This is a genomic window from Eggerthella sinensis, from assembly GCF_003339815.1.
GTDB lineage: Bacteria > Actinomycetota > Coriobacteriia > Coriobacteriales > Eggerthellaceae > Eggerthella > Eggerthella sinensis.
This window is the reverse complement of record NZ_PPTT01000017.1, coordinates 14,126-32,814: the sequence shown is the minus strand read 5'-3', so window position 1 is coordinate 32,814 and position 18,689 is coordinate 14,126. Positions and strand designations below refer to the sequence as shown.

Below are 18,689 nucleotides of genomic sequence, written 5' to 3'. Positions count from 1 at the left end.
CCGTCGCTCGTTTGCCCTCCATTGTAAAACAACGCGCGCGACCCACGCGATCCTTTCCCTAGATTTCCACCTGCTGCCCCAAGCGAGCTGCGGCGGCTCGATCGACGGCCTGCTTCGCGGTGATGAGGTCGAGCAGGGCGAGGCCGGTCGCGTCGAACAGCGTCACGTCGTCGTTGCCCATGCGCCCGGGAATGGTGCCCTGCAGCACGTCGCCTATTTCGCCGACGACGTCGTCGCGGCTGATGACGCCCTGCGCGAGGGGCAGCTCCATCTCGCCGATGTGGCTGCACTGCTCGAGGTCGTCGGCGAACACACGAGCGCGTTTGAACAGGGCGGGGTCGACTTCCTCCTTGCCCGGCATGTCGGCGCCGACGCAGCTAAGGTGCGTGCCCGGCGCCACCCACTCGTCTGGGATGAGGGGCTGCGTTGCGGGCGTAATGGTGATGATGGCGTCGCTGCCGCGCACGAGGTCGGCCATGGTGTCCTGCCGCGCCGCGCGGAAGGCGACGCCGTCCAAACCCTGCACGTTGAACTCCGACGCCAGGCGATGGGGCAGCGAGGCGGCAAAGCGTTCGGCCTGCTCGTCCGAGCGCGGGTCGCCGATGACGACGGTGGTGAATTGGGGCAGGAGCGTCAACGTGGCGGCGATTTGGAAGACGGCCTGCTTTCCCGCGCCCATGACGAACAGGCGGGAGGCGTCCGCACGCGCGAACGCTTTGATGCCGAGGGCGCCCGATGCGCCGGTGCGCATGCAGGTGATGTAGGAGGCGTCCATGATGCCGAGGGGCAGCCCCGTGGTTGCGTCGAACAGCATGAGCAGCCCGGTGAACGTCGGCAGGTTCCGCGCGGCGTTGCCCCAAAACGTGTTGAGCAGCTTGGCGCCGTGCAGGCGCACCGTCCCGCCAATCGCGCCGGACTTGATGTCCATGACGCCCTCGTGCTCGCCGGTGAAACGGTGGCACACGTGGGGCCACACGTCCGTTTCGCTCTGCGCTTTCAGGCGGTAGACCGTCTCGACGCCGGCGATGACCTCGTCCATGGTAAGCAGCTGCTTCAGCTCGGCAGCGCTCAAAACGGGGATGTTCATTTTCCCTCCTTCTCCAGGTTCTCCAGGAAGCGGTCGAGGGCGGCAAGGCCGTCGACGAGCAGGCTCGCGTCGCCGAACCCGTACCCGAGGCGGAAGGTGCCGGGCTCCTCGAACACGTCGCCGTGGCAGATGAGCACCTTCTCTTCGTCGAACAGCCGCTGCCCGAATTCGGTGGCGGACAGGTCGTAGTCGTAGCGAATCATCGCCGTGGACCCGTGGCTCTCGCCGCAGTAGTGCAGGCGCGGATGGGCCTCCATCCAGGTGTCGAGCACCTCCTTGTTCGCGCGCACGATGCGGCGGCTCCGCTCGAGCAGGGCGTCGGAGTGCTCGAGGGCGATGGCGACGAGGAATTCGTCGATGACGCTGCCGCAGATGGTGTCGAACGACCGCCGGTTGAACAGGCGCTCGTAGGTGTCGCGGTCGCGCACGGCAATCCACCCGACGCGCGTGCCCGCCATGGAGTACACCTTCGACACGCTTGCCGTGCTGATGCCCTTTTCGTACACGTCCACGATGGAGGGCATGTAGTCGTCGTCCAATCCACGGTACATCTCGTCGAACAGCACGTAGGCGTCCACCGTTCTCGCGAGGGCCACGATGCCGTCCATGAGCTCGGGGTCCACGTAGATGCCGGCCGGATTGCTGGGGCTCGTGGCCACGATCATGCGGGTGCTGCCATCCACGGCGCGCTCGATTTCGCCGATGGTGGGCAGGTAGGCGTTCTCGGCCGTGCCGCGCACCTTGCGCACCTCCACGCCCAGGTTGGCGGGAATCGAGTAATGCTGCTGGTAGGTGGGCGTGAGCACCACGACGTTGTCGCCCGGTTGCAGCAGCTCGCTCAGCACCATGTTGTTGGCGCCCGTGCCGCCGTGGGTGGTGATGACCAGGCTCGGGTCCGCGGCGCGATAGAGTCCCGCGACGGCGTGCTTCAATCGCCGGCTGCCGTCGAATTCCCCGTAGTGCAGGCTCTTGTTGGCCAGCTCCTCAAGCACGGCATTGGCATCTTCGCCCACGTATTCCAGCATCTCGCGCACGCCGAGCGCTTTGACGCAGCTTGCCCCCAGGTTGTACGTGCAAAGAGGGTCGAGCGGGTTGAGCCACGATTCGAGCTTGAACTCTTCAATCTGCATGCGGTGCCTTCTTTCTTTCCGTGAGCGTTCGGTAGTTTCAGTCTAAAATGCGGGGGCAGCGTTACAAGGGGTATGATTTTGTGTATTGTTCAAACTTGAGCCATGCATTTTCGTGAATGTACCAAGCCCGTATGAGAAAGGCCGCGTATGAAGCTGACGTTAGGTGAGGTTTCACAGACGGAAAGTTTTGCCGACCTTGAACTTGTCGCTGGTAAAGAGGGGCTTTCGCGTACGCTGTCGACCTGCGCTCTGTTGGACTATGAGTTTGTGAAAAGTCTTAAAGACAAGTACGTCCATTCAAATTTTCACCAAAACCAACTGGTGATAACCTCCCTGCTGTACGCGAAGGACAACCCCTACCTCCTGCGCGATGCCGTGCGGCATCTCATTGATATCGACGCGTGCGGGTTGGTGGTGAACAACGTCTTCCGGCTCGAGCTTCCCGAAACCGTGCTCCGTTTCGCCGATGCGAAGGGCTTTCCCGTCTTCGTGGTGCGGAAGCAACCGTTCGACGTGTGCTCGTTCGTGGTCGGCCTGCACGACAACGTGAAGGATTTGGAGCGCGCCGATTTCGGCGACAAGGAAATCGGTTTTCTGCTGCATGCTCCCGCCGCGCCCGACGAGGTGCGCGCGAGCGCCTTGCGCATGAATCCGTCGTTCTACCCGCAGGTTGCCGCCTGCTACCTGCGCAAAGAGTCCGAGCTGACCACCGAGGAATACGTGCGCCTCGTGGATGCCTATCGGCAAAGCTCGCAGCACAGCAATCGCAACGCGCTGTACCGCTATCGGAACGGCCTCATGTACCTCGTTTCCCGCGAAGATGCGGGCCTCGAAGACGACGACGCGTCGTGGGACGACATGGTGCGCGGCATCCTCGGCGACGACGACGCCTATGCGGTGGGCGTGGGCGCGTGGCATTACGATTTGAGCGAGCTCGACCGGGCCATGAGCGAGGCGATTGACGCCGCGATGGTGAACCGCGGCGAGGACGCGCTGGTCACGCGGTACGCCACCATCGGATCGTATCAGGCCATTCTGCCGTTGGCGGATCAACCGGCCATGACGGAGTACGCGCGAAGCATCATCGAGCCGCTTATCGAGCACGATGCCGCGTACCACACCGAGCTGCTTCCCACGCTGCTTGACTACGTTGCCCGCGAGGGCAACCTGCGGCGCCTCGCGCTCGACCGCGGCCAGCACGAGAACACGCTGCGCTACCGCTTCGGCCAGATTGCGAAGGTGACGGGGCTCAATCCCATCCGCGCCGCCGAATACGAGCAGTTGGCGCTTGCGGTGAAAATCCACCGGTGCAAGGGTTGGATGCGGTAAGGCAGGCGTCTATTCCTTCAAGCTGATGTTTTTGGTATCCGTGATGAGCATGCAGCCCGGCGCGTGGGTGATGGCGAAGGGCGGCTTGCTGTTCATCACGATGGACTGGGGTGTGACGCCGCATGCCCAAAACACGGGCACTTCGCCCTCGTGGATGTCCACTGGGTCGCCGAATTCGGGATGCGCCAGGTCGCGCACGCCGATGGCCGCCGGGTCGCCGATGTGGATGGGCGCGCCGTGCACCTTCGGAATGGCGCCGGAAATCTGCACCGCCTGCACCACCTGGTGGTAGGGGATGGGGCGCATCGACATGACCATGTTGCCGGACATGCTGCCCGCCGGGGTGCACGGCACGCCCGTGAGGTACATGGGCACGTTGCGGCCCATGGTGTTGTGGCGAATCTCGATGCCGGCCTCGATGAGCTCGCTCTCGAACGAGAACGAGCACCCGATGACGAACGACACGAGGTCGTCGCGCCAGTAGTCTTCGACGTTCTCCACCTCGGCCACCAGTTCGCCGTGCTCGTAGATGCGATAGCGTGGGAAGTCGGTGGCGATGTCGCAATCCGATGCGCAGATGGTGGCCTCGCGCGCACCCACCTCGGTCACCTCGAGCAGCGGGCAGGGCTTCGGGTTGCGCTGCGCGAACAGGAGGAAGTCGTAGGCTTGCTCCTTCGGCAGCACGATGAGGTTCGCCTGCGCGTATCCGGGGCACAGCCCGCTCGTCGGCGCCGTGAACGCGCCCGAGCGAATAAGGTGCCGCGCCTCAACCGGCGAAGCCTCCAACATCTGCGCCCACACCTCGTCCGCCACGCCCTCCGGCTTCACGGGGACTGCATTCTCGATCATAAGGACTCCTTCGTCTTCGTCGCGAGAGACGGGCTACACCTCGCCCTTCAGGAACTTTTCGATGAAGCTGGTGTCGGCGGTTCCGGCGGCGAACGTCTCGTTCTCCATGATGGCGTACTGGAAGTCGAGGTTCGTCTTCACGCCCACCACCACCATCTCCTCCAGCGCGGTGCGCATCTTCGCGATGGCCTCGGTGCGGTCTCGGCCGTGCACGATCACCTTCGCAATCATGGAGTCGTAGTACGGCGTGATCTCGTAGCCGTCGTAGGCGGCGGTGTCCACGCGTACGCCGTTGCCGCCGGGCAGGTGCATCTGCGAGATGGTGCCGGGCGACGGCAGGAAGTGCTTCTCGGGCTGCTCGGCGTTCACGCGGCACTCGATGGCGTGTCCGCGGTACGTGATGTCGTCCTGCGTGAACGTGAGCGGGTCGCCCGCCGCCACGCGGATCATCTCTTCGACGAGGTCGGTGCCCGTGACCATTTCGGTGACGGGGTGCTCCACCTGAATGCGCGTGTTCATTTCCATGAAGTAGTAGTTCAGCTGGTCGTCCAACAGAAACTCGATGGTGCCCGCCGACGTGTACCCCACGGCCTGCGCCGCGCGCACGGCGGCTTCCAACATCTCGTCGCGCACGCGCTCGGTCATCACGGGGGAGGGGCTTTCCTCGATCATCTTCTGGTGGTTGCGCTGCACGGAGCAATCGCGCTCGCCGAGCGCCACCACGGTGCCGTACGTGTCGGCGATGATCTGCACCTCCACGTGGCGCGGGTTCAGCACGCAGCGCTCAAGGTACATGGTGTTGTCGCCGAACGCGCCCACGCTCTCGCGCTGCGCGATGGAGAACTGCTCGGAGAAGTCGCGCTCGTCGTAGCTCACGCGCATGCCCTTGCCGCCGCCGCCCGACGACGCCTTGATCATGATGGGCCAGCCGATCTCGCGGGCCATGACCAGCGCTTCCTCGGGGTGATGCACGGGCTCCTTCGTGCCGGGCACCACGGGCACGCCGGCTTCCATCATGGTTTTGCGCGCCTGGCTCTTGTTGCCCATGCGGTCGAGCACCTCGGGCGCGGGCCCGATGAACACGATGTCGTTCTCGCGGCACAGCTTCGCGAACGTCGAGTTCTCGGACAGGAAGCCGTAGCCGGGGTGGATGGCCTGCGCCCCCGTGCCCTTCGCGGCAGCCAGGATGGCGGCGATGTTCAAATACGAGTCGCGCGCGGCCGGCGGTCCGATGCACACGCTCTCGTCGGCCAGGTACACGTGCAGGGAGTGCTTGTCGGCCGTGGAGTACACGGCCACCGTTTTGATGTCCATGGCGCGGCAGGCACGGATGATGCGGACCGCGATCTCGCCGCGGTTGGCGATGAGGATTTTGTCGAACATGGTGCGCGCCGCCCTAGTGGACGTCGCCGGTGGCAACGCGGAACAGCGGCTGATCGTACTCCACCTGCGCGCCGTTGGCGGCAAGCACCTCCACCACGATCCCGGGGGCCGGGGTGGTGATCTCGTTCATCATCTTCATGGCTTCGACGATGGCAAGCGTCTGGCCCGACAGCACTTCCTGGCCCACCTTGACGAACGCATCCTCGTCGGGGCTCGGCGAGAGGTAGAACATGCCCACCATGGGGCTGCGCACGAGAATGCTCGACTCGTCGGCGTCTTCGACGGCCGCCGCTTCGTGGCTCTCGGTCTTGCCGGCCAGCAGCGCGCTCACGCGATCGGCCATGAGCGGCAGCGCGGTGGATGAGAGCGGGCCGTGGTTGCGCTCCAGTTCGATTTTCGTGTCGCCGTCGTCCACGCGCAGGGCCGTGAGCTCGGCCTTGTCCATGATGGCGATCAACTCTTCGATGGCTTTCGTATCCATGGCGGTTCTCCTAGCGTTTTGCGACGGGCTCCTGCAACGAAGTGCCGAAGGAGCCCTGCCTGTTCTCGTCTACGTCGTTGTGCGTTCGGTGGTGTCTGGTGCGTCCGGTGGCTGATGGGTCTTCTGCGGGATGCTTCCCAGGGCGTTGCGGTTGCCGATGCGCTCGGATCGGTCGGCGCGATCGATCCACAGCATGTCGGCCTGCGACTTGCGCGCCTGCTCTTCCAAAATGGGAGTCAGGCGGCGCGCCGTGCGTCGCGGCGAAATGCCGTCGGCGCTCGGCCGGCGCACCTTCAGCGCCAGCATCTCGAACAGTCGCGCCTCTTCGCGCAGCAAGGTCTGCGCTTCTTGCACGCCGATGGACTCGAAGCGAATGGTGCGGCCCGGCGGGCACTGCACGAGCTTCGGGATGTCCACGCTGGCGATGGTGCCGATTTTCGCGTAGCCGCCCGTGGTTTGCCGGTCGGCCAGCATGATGATGGGCCGTCCGTGGGACGGCACCTGCACGGCGCCGAATGCGACGCCGTCGGAAATGATATCAGATCCGCTCTTCGTCTCGATCTCGGGGCCGTCCAGGCGGTAGCCCATGCGATCGCATTTCGCCGTGGTGGTGTACGGCTGCCCGTAGAACGTGGCCAGGCCCTCGTCGGTGAACATGTCCTGCTGCGGGCCGGGCACCACGCGCACGGTCACCTCGTCGCGGTCGAACGCGTAGAACGCATTGTCGCCGTCGATGCGGTGGGACCCGAGGTTCGGTAGGAAGTCCACGCTCTTCGTGGTGAACGGCAGGTAGTCGCCCACGATGAGCGCGCGGCCCTTCCAGCCACCGAACTCGCACTTGAGGTTCGTGGAGCGGCTACCCATGACCTCGTCCACGCGCACGCTGTTGCCGCCGATGGCCAGGTAGCCGTAGCAGCCGGTGCGCGACGCATGGAAGCGCAGGATGGAGCCGCGGTGCACCATGATGGCGGCGTACGTCGGCACGGGTTCGCCGTCAAGCGTGGGGGCGAAGTCACCGCCCGTGATGGCGATGCACGTGTTCGTGGTGAAGCGCACGGTGGGGCCGGCCAGCGCGAATTCCAGCACGGGGGCGCCGGGATCGTTCTCCACCAGCAAGTTCGCGATGGCGAAGGCGCGATGATCCATCACGCCGTTCGTGGAAAAGCCGCTGCCCTGATAGCCGAAACGCCCGGTGTCCTGGATGGTAGTGATCACGCCGGGCTTCTTTACAACCAGACCCATGTCACTCGCCCTCCACGAAGATGCCGTACGAATACGTGTCCGCGGCCAGCTGCGCCTCGATGGCGGTGTACTCGTCGGGCGTGATGGGCACGAAGCGCAGGTACTCGCCCGCCGCGTACAGGATGGGTTCCGCGCGGTCGGGGTCGTAGGGCTTGAGCGGCGTGCGCCCGATGATCTGCCAGCCGCCGGGGGAGGCCAGCGGGTAGATGCCCGTCTGCGCGCCGCCTATCCCGACGCTGCCCGGCTCGATGCGGGTGCGCGGCGTGGCCAGGCGCGGCGTGTGCAGGCGCTCGTCGAGGCCGCCCAGGTACGCGAAGCCGGGCAGGAAGCCCAGCATGTCGATGAGGTAGTCGCGATCGGTGTGGATGGCGATCACCTCCGCTTCGGTGAGCCCCGCGTGGGCGGCGACGTTCGCCAGGTCGGGGCCGAATTCGCCCCCGTAGCACACGGGGATGGGCACGATTTTCCGCACGCTCAGATCGGCTTCGCCCACGTCGCGCAGCTTGCCGCGCAGCTTCGTGGACAGCTCGTCGAACGTGATGACCAGGGGGTTGTAGTACACCATGAGCGAGCAGAACGTGGGAACGAGCTCGGTGATGCCGGGTACGGGATCGGCGGTGAGGTTCTCGGCGGCCATGCGAATCTGAGCGCTCGTTTCGGCGGAGATCGCGTGCGCGAATTCCAGATTGAGCGCCGAGTCTCCTGCGATGGTAATGGTGAATCCCGCCATGCTCGTCCGTCCTCAGGCATATATGCGTGCTACACTTGGTTTACGTTGTCACCCTGAGCAAAGTCGAAGGGCCTTTAAATACGCGCGTAGCGCGACGCTGTTTTGTAAGGATTGTAGCATATTATGGAAAAGGCACTTTTCCTGGCCGCGTTCTTTTTCGCCTACACGGTCCAGGCCATCACGGGGTTCGCGGGGAACATCTTCGCCATGCCGGTGGGCACGACGCTGCTCGGCTTGGAGTCCACGGTGTCCATCCTCAACGCGATGGGATTCTTCGCGTGCGGCCTGCTCACGCTACTCAATCTCAAAAGCGTGAACTGGCGCGAATTGGGCAAGATTCTTGCGGTGATGATCGTGTTCATGGTGGTGGGCATCTGGCTCGATACGCTCGTGCCGCTGCACATCCTGCTGAAAATCTACGGCGGCGTCATCGTGATCATCGGCATCAAGAACCTCGCGATGCCGCAGCAGAAGTTCATGCCGGAATGGTCGCTGTGGATCATACTTGCGCTCGCCGGCCTCATTCAGGGCATGTTCGTGTCGGGCGGCGCGCTGCTCGTCATCTACGCGGTGCAGAAGCTGCGCGATCAGCAGCAGTTCCGCATCACGCTTTCTGCCACGTGGACGGTGCTCAACTTCATCTACGCGTTCATCGCGTTTCAGCAGGGGCATTTCACCGGCGGCGTCATCGAGATCATCATATTCTGCGTGCCGCTTGCCGTCATTGCCACGTTTTTGGGAAGCAAGCTGCAAAAGAAGATCAGCCAGGAGAAGTTTCTCAAGCTCACCTACGTGCTGCTGCTGTTCGTGGGCATCATCCTGTTGATTACGTCGTGAGGTGCCCGCGGTTGCATGGGGTACAATGAAGCCAGATGCAACCGAAGGAAAGGAACCATCATGGCGCAGGAATACGCCCGAATCTTCGCCGCACTCGACGGCGGGTCGACCCAGAAAGAGGTTGCGTTGCGCGCGATCTCGTTGGCGGCGGACAACCATGCGGAACTCATGTTGGGCCACGTCATCGATTCGGTTCCTTACGAAGCGTCCGGCGTGGATTTCGAAGCGCTGTGCGCCGAGGGCAAGAAGCGCATCGAGTCCGAGCTGGCCGACGTGCTGGCCGAGGCGCGTCAGAACCCCGACATCGCCTCCGTCGAAGTGAGCGTGCACGCGGGGCGCATCGCCGACACGCTCGAGCACGACCTCATCGAGCCGTTCGAGCCGAACCTCGTGGTGTGCGGCGAGCGCGGGCTGTCGAACATCAAGTACGTGTTCGTGGGCAGCGTGTCCACGTTCCTCATCCGCAACCTCCGCTGTGACGTCCTGGTGGTCAAACAATAGGAGAAGATGGCACGGCGGTGCTGAATTGGCGTATACTCGCTTTGGTCGGCGGGTATACGCCGATACTCCGGTAGGAAGAAGATGACCGATGACGACGCATGATGCTCCGGTTGAGAGTTCCGATACCTCTCAAAACGAGTACGGCCTGCTCATGGACATGCTCCGCGTCAGTGTGAGCAAGCACAAGCTGGACGAGAACTTCACGCTCGTGTGGGCGAACCCCCACTACTACGAGTTCATCGGCTATCCGAAAGACGAATACGAGGCGCTCTATCACAACTCGCCCCGCGAATACTTCGCCGACAATCCCGAGGATCTTGCGAGCATCGCCGAGCACGTGGTGGTTGCGCTCGAAAACGGCGACTCGGGCTACGAGTGCCTCGCGCGCATGCACGTGAAAAGCGGCAAGATCATCTGGGTGAAGTTCACCGCCACCTTCCTCGATGAGTATGTGGACGACTATCAGCTTTCCTATACCACGATGACCGACGTCACCGAGCTGATGGAGGCGCAAGAACGTTTGGAGCAGGCGAACGACGAGCTGGAAAAACTCGCCTTCGTCGACCCGGTGACCGGCGGCTTCAATCAGACGCGGTTCGATTTGACGGCGCGCCAGGCCATCGATCAAGCGGCGCCGGGCACATACGCGCTCGTGGCCATCGACATCAAGAAATTCAAGCTGCTCAACGAGGTGCAGGGAACCGACTGCGGCGACCGTGTGCTGCGCTACGTGCTGCATCGCCTGCAGGCCTATCTGCACGAGGACGAATTCGTGGGCCGTATCTCGGCTGACGAATTCAACATGCTGCTGCGCCTCGAGGATGCGGAAGCCATGGACGCGCGCATCGAAGCGATGGTGCAGGACATCAACAAGTACAACGATGACGCGGAACACCCCTACTTTTTCGCGTTCACCTTGGGCGTGTATCCCATCGACGATCCGTCGCTGTCCATGACCATCATCCGCGACCGCGCGAACGTCGCGCGCAGCTCGGGCAAGAATGCTGCGAGCGCGCGTCATTTCACCTGCGTGTTCTACAGCGAAGTTGATCGTCAGAACCTGCTCAACGAGCAGGATATGGAGAACCGCATGCGCGGTGCGCTCGAACGCGGCGAGTTTGTGGCGTACTTCCAGCCGAAGCAGAAGCTTTCGGACGGTGCGATCGGCGGGGCCGAAGCGCTCGTGCGGTGGATCGACCCCGAGCACGGCCTCGTGCCGCCGAACGACTTCGTTCCCTTCTTCGAGCGCAACGGGTTCATCATCGACGTGGACCTGTGCGTGTTCGAGCAGGTGTGCGCGTTGCTGGCCTCGTGGATCGAGCGGGGAATCCAGCCGGTGCCCATCTCGGTGAACATGTCGCGCGCCCACCTGCGCAGTCATGATTTCCTGGCGCCGTACGAGGTCATCCGCGCGAAGTACGACGTGCCGGTGGAATACATCGAGTTCGAGCTCACCGAGACGCTCGTGTTCGGCGACCCCGAGCTGTTCGTGGGCGTCATCAACGAGCTGCACGAGCACGGGTACCGCTGCTCGCTTGACGACTTCGGCAGCGGGTACTCGTCGCTCAACATGCTGAAGGATATCGACATCGACGTCATGAAGCTTGATCGCGCGTTCTTCCTGGCCGGCGATGACACGGAGTGCCGCGAGTGGTACGTCATCGAGTCGGTGATCGACCTGGCAAAACGCCTTGAGGTGGAAACGGTTGCCGAAGGCGTTGAAGAGCCGGGCCAGGTGGAGCGTCTGCGCGCCATGAACTGCGACTTGCTGCAAGGCTACGTGTTCTCGCGCCCCGTGCCGCAGCCCGAATTCGAGCGCATGCTGCGTGCGAGCCGTGCGTAGGCGGGTTCCGCGCTAGTTCTCGAAGTGCTCCGAGAAGCGGGCGATCTGCTTGTTCTCGCGGATGACCGCGGCGCTTTGCGGGGCCTCGATGCGCTTGAAGAAGAAGTGCAGGTAGTGGCCGAACACGTAGCCCACCATCACCACCGACACCGCCGTCTCGGCCACGAACAGCACGCTGAGCAGTTCGGGCACCACGATGCCGCTTGCCGCGAAGAACGCGAGCGCCTTGCCGAGCGCCGTCGCCGTGATGACGAAGGGGAAGGTCATGGCCGCGTAGCTGGGGTAGAACTTGAGGCGCAGCAGCACGGGCAGGCGGAAGAGCACCACCGCGAACAGCGCCTGCGCGAGCACGAGCATGACGCCGACGAACAACAGGTTCGGCTCGGGCGCCGTGGCCAGGTAGCCCACGATGGACAGGCTCATGGGAGCCGTGTAGATGCAGAACAGCGGACGGGCGCTTTCGGGCGCTTCGTGCTTCATGTAGCGGTACGTCACCACGGCAAGCAGCACCAGGTAGCAGGCGAATCCGAACCAGAACAGCACGTGGCCGACCTGCTCCATGCCGAAGGTGGGGGAGGTGGCGGAGGCCACGACGATGCCCACGTAGCAGATAAAGTAGGTGGGGAACACTTCGTGCAGCTTGAAGTGCGAGATGAAGCGGACGGTGAACCAGCCCATGAGCGCAAGGTGGGCGATGATGGCAGCCGACCATAGCACGAACGCGGGGATGTACGCGAGCGGGGCCAGGTAGCCTGCCAACTGCATGAGGGTCATGAAGAGGGTGGCGCTCACGCTTGCCATGATGGAGTTGTGCAGGTCGTCGCGAATCATGCCGGGGAAGAGGATGATCTTCGCCGCGAGCATGACGATGAGGAAGAGCGCCAACGCGCCGCACACGATGTGCACGATTTCGGTGTAGGGTTGCAGCAGATTGCCGAGTGCGGCAAGGCCGAGGGCAACGCCTGCGGTGGGGATGGGAACCTTTTTGATAATCTCGCGCACGGCGTAACCTTTCTACTGCCGCGCATCATACTCCTTGATGCGCGCGGGTGGGAGGGGCGCCGCGATGCTCCATGTGAAACACGCACGGCTGCGGCATGCGCCTATTTTTGCATGACAGTATGCAAAAGAAAACTTTTATATTCTTATGTTATGATAAGTTTATCTTATAGAATGTGCCGAATGCGTTGCTGCGTACCGTATGCCCAGGTGAAGTGCAGTATACGTACGGATGTTTCACGTGAAACATCGTGAAAGCGAGGATGCGTATGCAGGATTTTCGCGTGGAGACGTTTCTCACCGTGTGTCGCACGATGAACTACACGCGCGCGGCCGAGGAGCTGCGCATCACGCAGCCGGCGGTGTCGCAGCACATCGCGCACCTCGAGCGCGCGTACGGCGCGCCGCTGTTCACGTACCAGAACAAGAGGCTTGCGCTGACGGCGGCCGGCAAGGTGCTGCGCGACGCGCTTGCCACGATGGCGCACGACGAGCAGATGCTGCGCGAGCGCGTGCGCAGCGCGGCGGCCGGTTCGCGCGTGGAGCTTGCGGTGGGCATGACGCTGACGGCGGGCGAGTACCGCGTGGCCGGCCCTCTGGCCGACTACCTGGGGCGGCATCCCGAGCTGCACGCGACGGTGCGCTCGGGCGGTACGACCGAGCTGCTGGCCATGCTCGACGCGGGGGATATCGACTGCGCGTTCGTGGAGGGCTTCTTCGACAAGAACGCCTACGCGTGGGACACGTTCCACACCGAGCGGCTCGTGTGCGTGTGCGCGGCCGGCCACGAGTTCGCCGAAGAGCCGAAGCGCGTGGAAGACCTGTTCGGCGAACGCCTGATCATGCGCGAGACGGGGTCGGGCACGCGCGCGGTGCTCGAGCACGCCCTGGCGGCGCAGAACCTCACGGTGGACGGGTTCGAGCAGACGAGCGTGGTGGAGAGCCTCGACATCATCAAGATTTTCGTCGAGCACGATCTGGGCATCTCGTTCATGTACGAAGCGGCCATCGAGCGCGAGCTGGCGGCCGGTACGCTGCGCATCGTCGAGTTGGACGGCGCGCCCATCGAGCACGACATCGCGTTCATCCGCTTGAAGGATAGCGTGTTCGAAGCCGGGTTTCAGTGCTTCTTCTACGACTTGGAGCACGCGGCGGGACAATAGGGTATTGACTTGGAGTGCGCTCGAAGTTCTAAGATGACGAACGAACCTATTGAGAGGAGCACCATGAGACCGGATTTTGAGACGACGCCGAAGCTGGGTTTCGGCTGCATGCGCCTGCCGCTGCTCGACCCGAACGACCAGAAGAGCATCGATATCGAGCAGTTCAAGCAGATGGTTGACGCGTTCATCGACGGGGGCGGCACGTACTTCGACACCGCGTTCGTCTACCACGAGGGCACGTCCGAGACGGCGCTGCGCCAGGCGCTCGTCGAGCGCTACCCGCGCGAGGCGTACACCGTGGCCACGAAGTGCCTGGCCTGGGCCGCGCCCGATGAGGCGACGGCGAAGAGCAACCTGGCCACGTCTCTCGAGCGCATGGGTCTCGATTACGTGGACTTCTACCTGTTGCACAACGTGGGCGGCGAGCGCACCGCCAAGTTCGACGCGTACGGCATGTGGGACTTCGCGCTACGAAAGAAGGAAGAGGGGCTTATCAAGAACGTGGGCTTCTCCATGCACGACGGCCCCGACGCGCTCGAGGCGCTGCTGACGGCGCACCCGCAGATGGACTTCGTGCAGTTGCAGGTGAACTACCTCGACTGGGACGACCCGGTGGTGCAGGCGCGCCGTTGCATGGAGATTGCCGAAGCGCACGGCGTGCCCGTGGTCATCATGGAGCCCGCGCGCGGCGGCCGCCTGGTTGAGCTGCCCGAACGCGTGGCCGACGTGCTGCGCGCCGCGAGCCCCGAGTCGAGTCTGGCCTCGTGGGCGTACCGCTTCTGCATGAACCAGCCGAACGTGCTCACCGTGCTGTCGGGTATGTCGAACATCGAACAGGTGCGCGAAAACGTGGCCGACTTCCAGGCGAACCGCCCGTTCTCGGCGGCCGAGCAGGAAGCGCTCGACGCGGCCATCGAAACGCTGCGCGGCATGGCGAGCGTGCCGTGCACGAACTGCCGCTACTGCGTGAAGGAGTGCCCGCAGGGCGTGGTGATTCCGGAAATCCTGAGCCTGCTCAACCTGGAGCTCATGACGGAGAACCGCCCGTTCGTGAAAGGCCTCTACTCCTGGCAAGCAGCCCCCGGCCCCGCCTCGAAGTGCATAGCCTGCGGAGCCTGCGAATCCATGTGCCCCCAGGGAATCGACATCGTCCGAGAGCTAGAAGTAGCCGCCGAGCACTTCGAGTAGCAAGCCCCTGCGTACCCCAACCCCCCAACACCTTGCGTCCCCACACCTTGCGCCTCCCAACCCCCGAACCTTGCGCCTGGGAGCAACCATGCGTGCTGGGTGAGCTTCCCAGGCGCAACCAGGAAGCTTACTGGTTGCGCCTGGGTCGAGCCCCAGCCCGGTAAGTCTCCCGCCAGGCGCATGGGGGGGGCTCCCTTTACTCCTTCTTTCCCTAATCTTCGCGCACTTCTTACTTCCCCTTTCCCCCGTCTTTACCTTGCTTTCTTACGATGAATCTCGCTTGTTCACGAGACGAAAGAAGACGAGAGGAACGGGAAACATGACTGAAGGGTTTTTGAGCCGGCGTCAGTTTGTGGTGGGCGGCGCGGCGTTGACGATGGCGGGCGTGCTGGGCGCTCTGACGGGGTGCACGGCCGGCGGCTCGGGTGCTGCGGCGGGTGCGGCGCCGGCAACCGACGGGACGGCTTCGGCATCCACCGACCCCATCACCATGGTGTGGCTGCCCGACAACTCGTCCTCCGACCTTACGGCCTCGCGCGAGGCAATCGGCGCGGCCATCAAGGCGGCATGCGGACGCGAGGCCAACCTGCTCACCTCCACCGACTACAACGTGGCCATCGAGTCCATCGCGTCCGGCAAAGCGCAGATGGCGCTGCTGGGCCCCGAGGGCTACGTGCAGGCCAACAAGAAGAACCCCCAGGTGCTGGCTGCATTCACGAACAGCGACGAGGACGGCGGCCTCGACGGCGCCTGCTACTACAGCCGCATCTGAGTACGCAAGGAAGATGCCGACCGATACAAGAGCGGCAGCGGCTACTCCCTCGAAAACATCAAGGGCGCGTCGTTCTCCTTCGTGTCCGCCACGTCCACGTCGGGCTTCAAAGTGCCGTCGAGCGCCATCGTCTCCGAATTCGGCCTGAACAGCTCCGACGAGCTGTTGGAAGCGGGCGCGTTCTTCTCCGAGGTGCTGTTCGGCAACTCGCATCAGGGTTCGGCCGTCAACCTCCTGTCGGGCGATGCCGACGTCGCCGCGTTCGACGACGTGGACGTGGACATGTACCTCGACCTCGTGTCGGGCGAGGCCAACACGGTGGGCGCCGTCTACAAGGCGAAGGACAACGCCGAAGCCCCCTTCGACACCGTGCGCGGCAAGGAGTTCGTCATCATCGCCATCACGCCGGTGCTCAATTCGCCCATTTGCTTCAACGAGGGTGCCATCTCCGCCGACGACCGTACGAAAATCGTCGACTACTTCTGCTCCGACAAGGTGGCGAACGACCCGCAGATTTTCGTCGACCCCGACGACGAGAACGCCAAGGGCATCTTCGAGAAGGACTCCGAGAAGACCTGCTTCGTCAAGACTGACGACGCCTGGTACGATCCCATCCGCAAGCTGGGCGGGGCTGCGTAATGCGCGAGGTGCTGCTTGATCTGCATGATCTGACGAAGAGCTACGACGGCTGGTCGAAGTCGCTCGATGGCGTGAGCCTCCAGGTTGAGCGGGGCGAATTCGTCAGCATCATCGGCTCGTCGGGCGCGGGCAAGTCCACGCTGCTGCGGTGCGTGAACCGGCTCATCGACCCCACGCAGGGCACGGTGACGTTCGACGGCGAGGACGTGACGCACGTGCGCGGCCGCGCGCTGCGCACGTGCCGCCGGCGCATCGCCATGGTGTTTCAGCACTACAACCTCGTGCACCGCGCGACGGCCATCGAGAACGTGCTGCAGGGCCGTCTGGGCTACAAGTCTGCGGTGACGGGCATGTTGGGCCTGTTCAGCGAAGAGGAGAAGCGCCGCGCGTTCGAAATTCTCGACCAGGTGGGCCTTGCCGACTTCGCGTACACCCGCACCGACCAGCTGTCGGGCGGCCAGATGCAGCGCGTGGGAATCGCCCGTGCGCTCGTGCAGGACCCGCTGCTCATGCTGGCCGACGAGCCCATTGCCAGCCTCGACCCGAAGTCGTCGCGCACCGTGATGGAGCACCTGCGGTGGGCGGCCGACGAGCTGGGCGTGGCATGCCTCGTGAACCTGCATCAGGTTGAGATCGCCCTTGAGTTCTCCGATCGCATCATCGGGTTGGCCGCCGGCAAGCTCGTGTTCGACGGCTCGCCGGCCGAGCTGGACGACGCCACCATCGCGCGCATCTACGGCACCGCCGGAGAATGCGACGAGGAGGTGGCCGCATGACCGAACGCGTCTTGCGCCCGGCAGGCCTGTTCGCGGGCTTGCGCGCACGCCGCGCGGTGCCGCGCGGCCAGTACGACGGCTCGTTCTTCCGTCGTCGCACGATGGCCGTCGTGGCGGTGGCGCTCGTGTTCGTGGCGCTCGGCGCGCTGTCGGGCACGTACGTCGGCTTCGATTTCGCGCAGGCAATCCTCGACGTCCCAGGCGGGTTCGCATGGATGGCGACGCAATTCGTCCCCTCCTTCGCCTCCCTCCAGAAGCTGGGCACCATCCTGCCCGCCTTGGGTTCGACGATTCTCGCCTCGATCGCCTCCAGTTGCACGGCGGCGGTCCTGGCGTATATCAGCGCCGTGCTGGGCTCGCGCTCCGTGGGCGTGGGCGGACCGTTCCCCCTGATCGTGCGCGCCGTCGCGTCGCTGTTCCGCAACATTCCGGTGGTGGCGTGGGCGTTCATCCTGCTGTTCTCGTTCAAGCAGAGCGAGTTCACCGGGTTCTTCGCCCTCTTCCTCACGAGCTACGGCTACCTCACGCGGTGCTTTTTGGAGAGCATCGACGAAATGAGCGCCGGCCCCGTGGAAGCGCTGCGCGCGTGCGGCGCCAGCTACGGGCAGATCGTGGCGCAGGCGGTGGTGCCCATGAGCATCACGTCGGTGGTCAGCTGGGTGCTGTACATGATCGAGACGAACATCCGCGACGCCACGCTTATCGGCATCCTCACGGGCACCGGCATCGGTTTCGTGTTCGACGTGTACTACAAAAGCTTTCGCTACGACATTGCGGGCCTCGTGCTGCTGTCCATCATCCTCGTGGTCATCGCCTGCGAACTCATCTCGAACTTCGTGAGGAGGCGGATCATATGACGGGCTTGACGGACGAAGCGCGCGGAATGCGCACGTCGCGGTCGGGGAAGATCAAGGTGCACGTGGCTTCCAAATCCAACGTGTCGCTGTACGCGGTGCTGGGCGTGTTCGCGCTGGTGACGGTGTTCGCGCTGGTCACGATGGACTACGGGAAGGTGGCGTTTCCCGCGGCGATGGCGGCGGCTGTCGAAGACTTCGCCACCATGATGCTGCAGCCGGGCTTGGGCGGGCACTTCACGCTGCCCGATGTGATCGAGGGCCTGTTCGTGTCGCTGTCGCTGGCGCTGCTTACCACGTTCATCGGCGCGGTGATCGCGTTCGTGCTGGGGCTGCTGGCCTCGTGCAATCTGTCGAACAAGCGCGTGAGCAACGCCATCAAGGTGTTCATGTCGGTGGCGCGCGCCGTGCCCACCATCCTGTGGGTGCTCGTGTTCTCGGTTGCCATCGGCCTCGGCCCCGAGGCGGCGGTTATCGGCCTGCTGTTCCACAGCGTGGCGTACCTGGTGAAGGCGTACTCGGAGAGTTTCGAGGAAGTGGACCCCGGCGTGCTGGAAGCGCTGCGCGCGAGCGGCGCGTCGTGGTGGCAGGTGGTGTTTCAGGGCGTGGTGCCCGAGAAGGTGAACGAGATGCTGTCGTGGACGTTCATCCGCTTCGAGATCAACTTCGTGAACGCCGTGGCCGTGGGCGCCGTGGCGGGCGCGGGCGGCATCGGCTACCAGCTGTTCCTGGCGGGGAGCTTCTACTACAACATCCACGAAGTGGGCCTCATCGTCTACCTCTGCTTGGCCGTGGCCGTCGTCCTCGAAGTGATAGCCACCCAACTGCGAAAGCGCTACATCGTGCAGCGGTGACGAGCCCTCCTTTTCTCTCTTAATGCTGGTGA

General features: G+C 63.9%; 17 protein-coding genes and 1 pseudogene. 10 read left to right on the top strand and 8 right to left on the bottom strand.

The features are described 5' to 3' along the window. Positions 1-58: 58 nt before the first annotated feature. Both C1876_RS10450 and C1876_RS10445 read right to left on the bottom strand, forming a co-directional pair. Positions 59-1,087, bottom strand: coding sequence for an ornithine cyclodeaminase family protein (locus C1876_RS10450; RefSeq protein WP_114546673.1), 1,029 nt, complete (start codon positions 1,085-1,087; stop codon positions 59-61). Further along, positions 1,084-2,217, bottom strand: coding sequence for an aminotransferase class I/II-fold pyridoxal phosphate-dependent enzyme (locus tag C1876_RS10445; RefSeq protein WP_114546672.1), 1,134 nt, complete (start codon positions 2,215-2,217; stop codon positions 1,084-1,086). Before C1876_RS10445 ends, C1876_RS10450 begins: the two co-directional genes overlap by 4 nt. Before the next feature lie 147 nt (positions 2,218-2,364). Here C1876_RS10445 and C1876_RS10440 point away from each other — a divergent pair, with 147 nt between their 5' ends. Further along, complete coding sequence (locus C1876_RS10440) at positions 2,365-3,546, top strand: PucR family transcriptional regulator (RefSeq protein WP_114546671.1); 1,182 nt, start codon at positions 2,365-2,367, stop codon at positions 3,544-3,546. A gap of 9 nt (positions 3,547-3,555) precedes the next feature. On the opposite strand, the gene C1876_RS10435 is transcribed toward C1876_RS10440, so the two are convergent. The 5 genes from C1876_RS10435 to pxpB form a co-directional block, all read right to left on the bottom strand. Then, entirely contained in the window at positions 3,556-4,395 is an 840-nt protein-coding gene (locus tag C1876_RS10435; protein WP_114546670.1) for a putative hydro-lyase, read from the bottom strand. 33 nt (positions 4,396-4,428) lie between these two features. Next, positions 4,429-5,778, bottom strand: a complete 1,350-nt coding sequence (gene accC, locus C1876_RS10430) for an acetyl-CoA carboxylase biotin carboxylase subunit (protein ID WP_114546669.1) — start codon at positions 5,776-5,778, stop codon at positions 4,429-4,431. Between the two features lie 13 nt (positions 5,779-5,791). Continuing rightward, positions 5,792-6,259 carry an acetyl-CoA carboxylase biotin carboxyl carrier protein gene (accB, locus tag C1876_RS10425; RefSeq protein WP_114546668.1) on the bottom strand — a complete coding sequence of 156 codons (468 nt, stop codon included), beginning with the start codon at positions 6,257-6,259 and terminating at the stop codon, positions 5,792-5,794. 69 nt (positions 6,260-6,328) lie between these two features. After that, positions 6,329-7,501 carry a 5-oxoprolinase subunit C family protein gene (locus C1876_RS10420; protein ID WP_114546667.1) on the bottom strand — a complete coding sequence of 391 codons (1,173 nt, stop codon included), beginning with the start codon at positions 7,499-7,501 and terminating at the stop codon, positions 6,329-6,331. Position 7,502: 1 nt separating this feature from the next. Next, on the bottom strand, positions 7,503-8,231 hold the full coding sequence (gene pxpB, locus C1876_RS10415; protein WP_114546666.1) for a 5-oxoprolinase subunit PxpB: 729 nt from the start codon (positions 8,229-8,231) through the stop codon (positions 7,503-7,505). 123 nt (positions 8,232-8,354) lie between these two features. Between pxpB and C1876_RS10410 the strand changes: the two genes are divergently transcribed. The 3 genes from C1876_RS10410 to C1876_RS10400 all read left to right on the top strand — a co-directional run bounded on the left by C1876_RS10410 (position 8,355) and on the right by C1876_RS10400 (position 11,412). Then, the gene (locus tag C1876_RS10410; protein ID WP_114546665.1) at positions 8,355-9,068 is read left to right on the top strand and encodes a sulfite exporter TauE/SafE family protein; all 714 of its coding nucleotides are present in this window, start codon (positions 8,355-8,357) and stop codon (positions 9,066-9,068) included. Between the two features lie 60 nt (positions 9,069-9,128). Further along, positions 9,129-9,569: a universal stress protein gene (locus C1876_RS10405; protein WP_114546664.1), complete on the top strand. Its 441-nt coding sequence runs from the start codon at positions 9,129-9,131 to the stop codon at positions 9,567-9,569. 88 nt (positions 9,570-9,657) lie between these two features. Then, positions 9,658-11,412: a sensor domain-containing protein gene (locus C1876_RS10400; protein ID WP_114546663.1), complete on the top strand. Its 1,755-nt coding sequence runs from the start codon at positions 9,658-9,660 to the stop codon at positions 11,410-11,412. 12 nt (positions 11,413-11,424) lie between these two features. On the opposite strand, the gene C1876_RS10395 is transcribed toward C1876_RS10400, so the two are convergent. After that, positions 11,425-12,414 carry a TDT family transporter gene (locus C1876_RS10395; RefSeq protein WP_114546662.1) on the bottom strand — a complete coding sequence of 330 codons (990 nt, stop codon included), beginning with the start codon at positions 12,412-12,414 and terminating at the stop codon, positions 11,425-11,427. A gap of 266 nt (positions 12,415-12,680) precedes the next feature. On the opposite strand from C1876_RS10395, the gene C1876_RS10390 reads away from it, so the two are divergent. The 6 genes and pseudogenes from C1876_RS10390 (at position 12,681) to C1876_RS10365 (ending at position 18,657) form a co-directional block, all read left to right on the top strand. Beyond that, entirely contained in the window at positions 12,681-13,574 is an 894-nt protein-coding gene (locus C1876_RS10390; protein ID WP_114546661.1) for a LysR family transcriptional regulator, read from the top strand. A gap of 63 nt (positions 13,575-13,637) precedes the next feature. Then, positions 13,638-14,762 (top strand): aldo/keto reductase, encoded by a 1,125-nt coding sequence (locus tag C1876_RS10385; RefSeq protein ID WP_114546660.1) that lies wholly within the window; start codon positions 13,638-13,640, stop codon positions 14,760-14,762. Between the two features lie 319 nt (positions 14,763-15,081). Next, positions 15,082-16,173 (top strand): annotated as a pseudogene (locus C1876_RS10380) (phosphate/phosphite/phosphonate ABC transporter substrate-binding protein). Further along, a complete protein-coding gene (gene phnC / locus C1876_RS10375; RefSeq protein WP_114546659.1) occupies positions 16,173-16,949 on the top strand; it encodes a phosphonate ABC transporter ATP-binding protein in 777 nt (258 codons plus the stop codon). Before C1876_RS10380 ends, phnC begins: the two are co-directional and overlap by 1 nt. Beyond that, the gene (locus tag C1876_RS10370) at positions 16,946-17,806 is read left to right on the top strand and encodes a PhnE/PtxC family ABC transporter permease (RefSeq protein WP_114546658.1); all 861 of its coding nucleotides are present in this window, start codon (positions 16,946-16,948) and stop codon (positions 17,804-17,806) included. Before phnC ends, C1876_RS10370 begins: the two co-directional genes overlap by 4 nt. Then, positions 17,803-18,657, top strand: a complete 855-nt coding sequence (locus C1876_RS10365) for a PhnE/PtxC family ABC transporter permease (protein ID WP_114546657.1) — start codon at positions 17,803-17,805, stop codon at positions 18,655-18,657. Before C1876_RS10370 ends, C1876_RS10365 begins: the two co-directional genes overlap by 4 nt. Positions 18,658-18,689 lie beyond the last annotated feature (32 nt).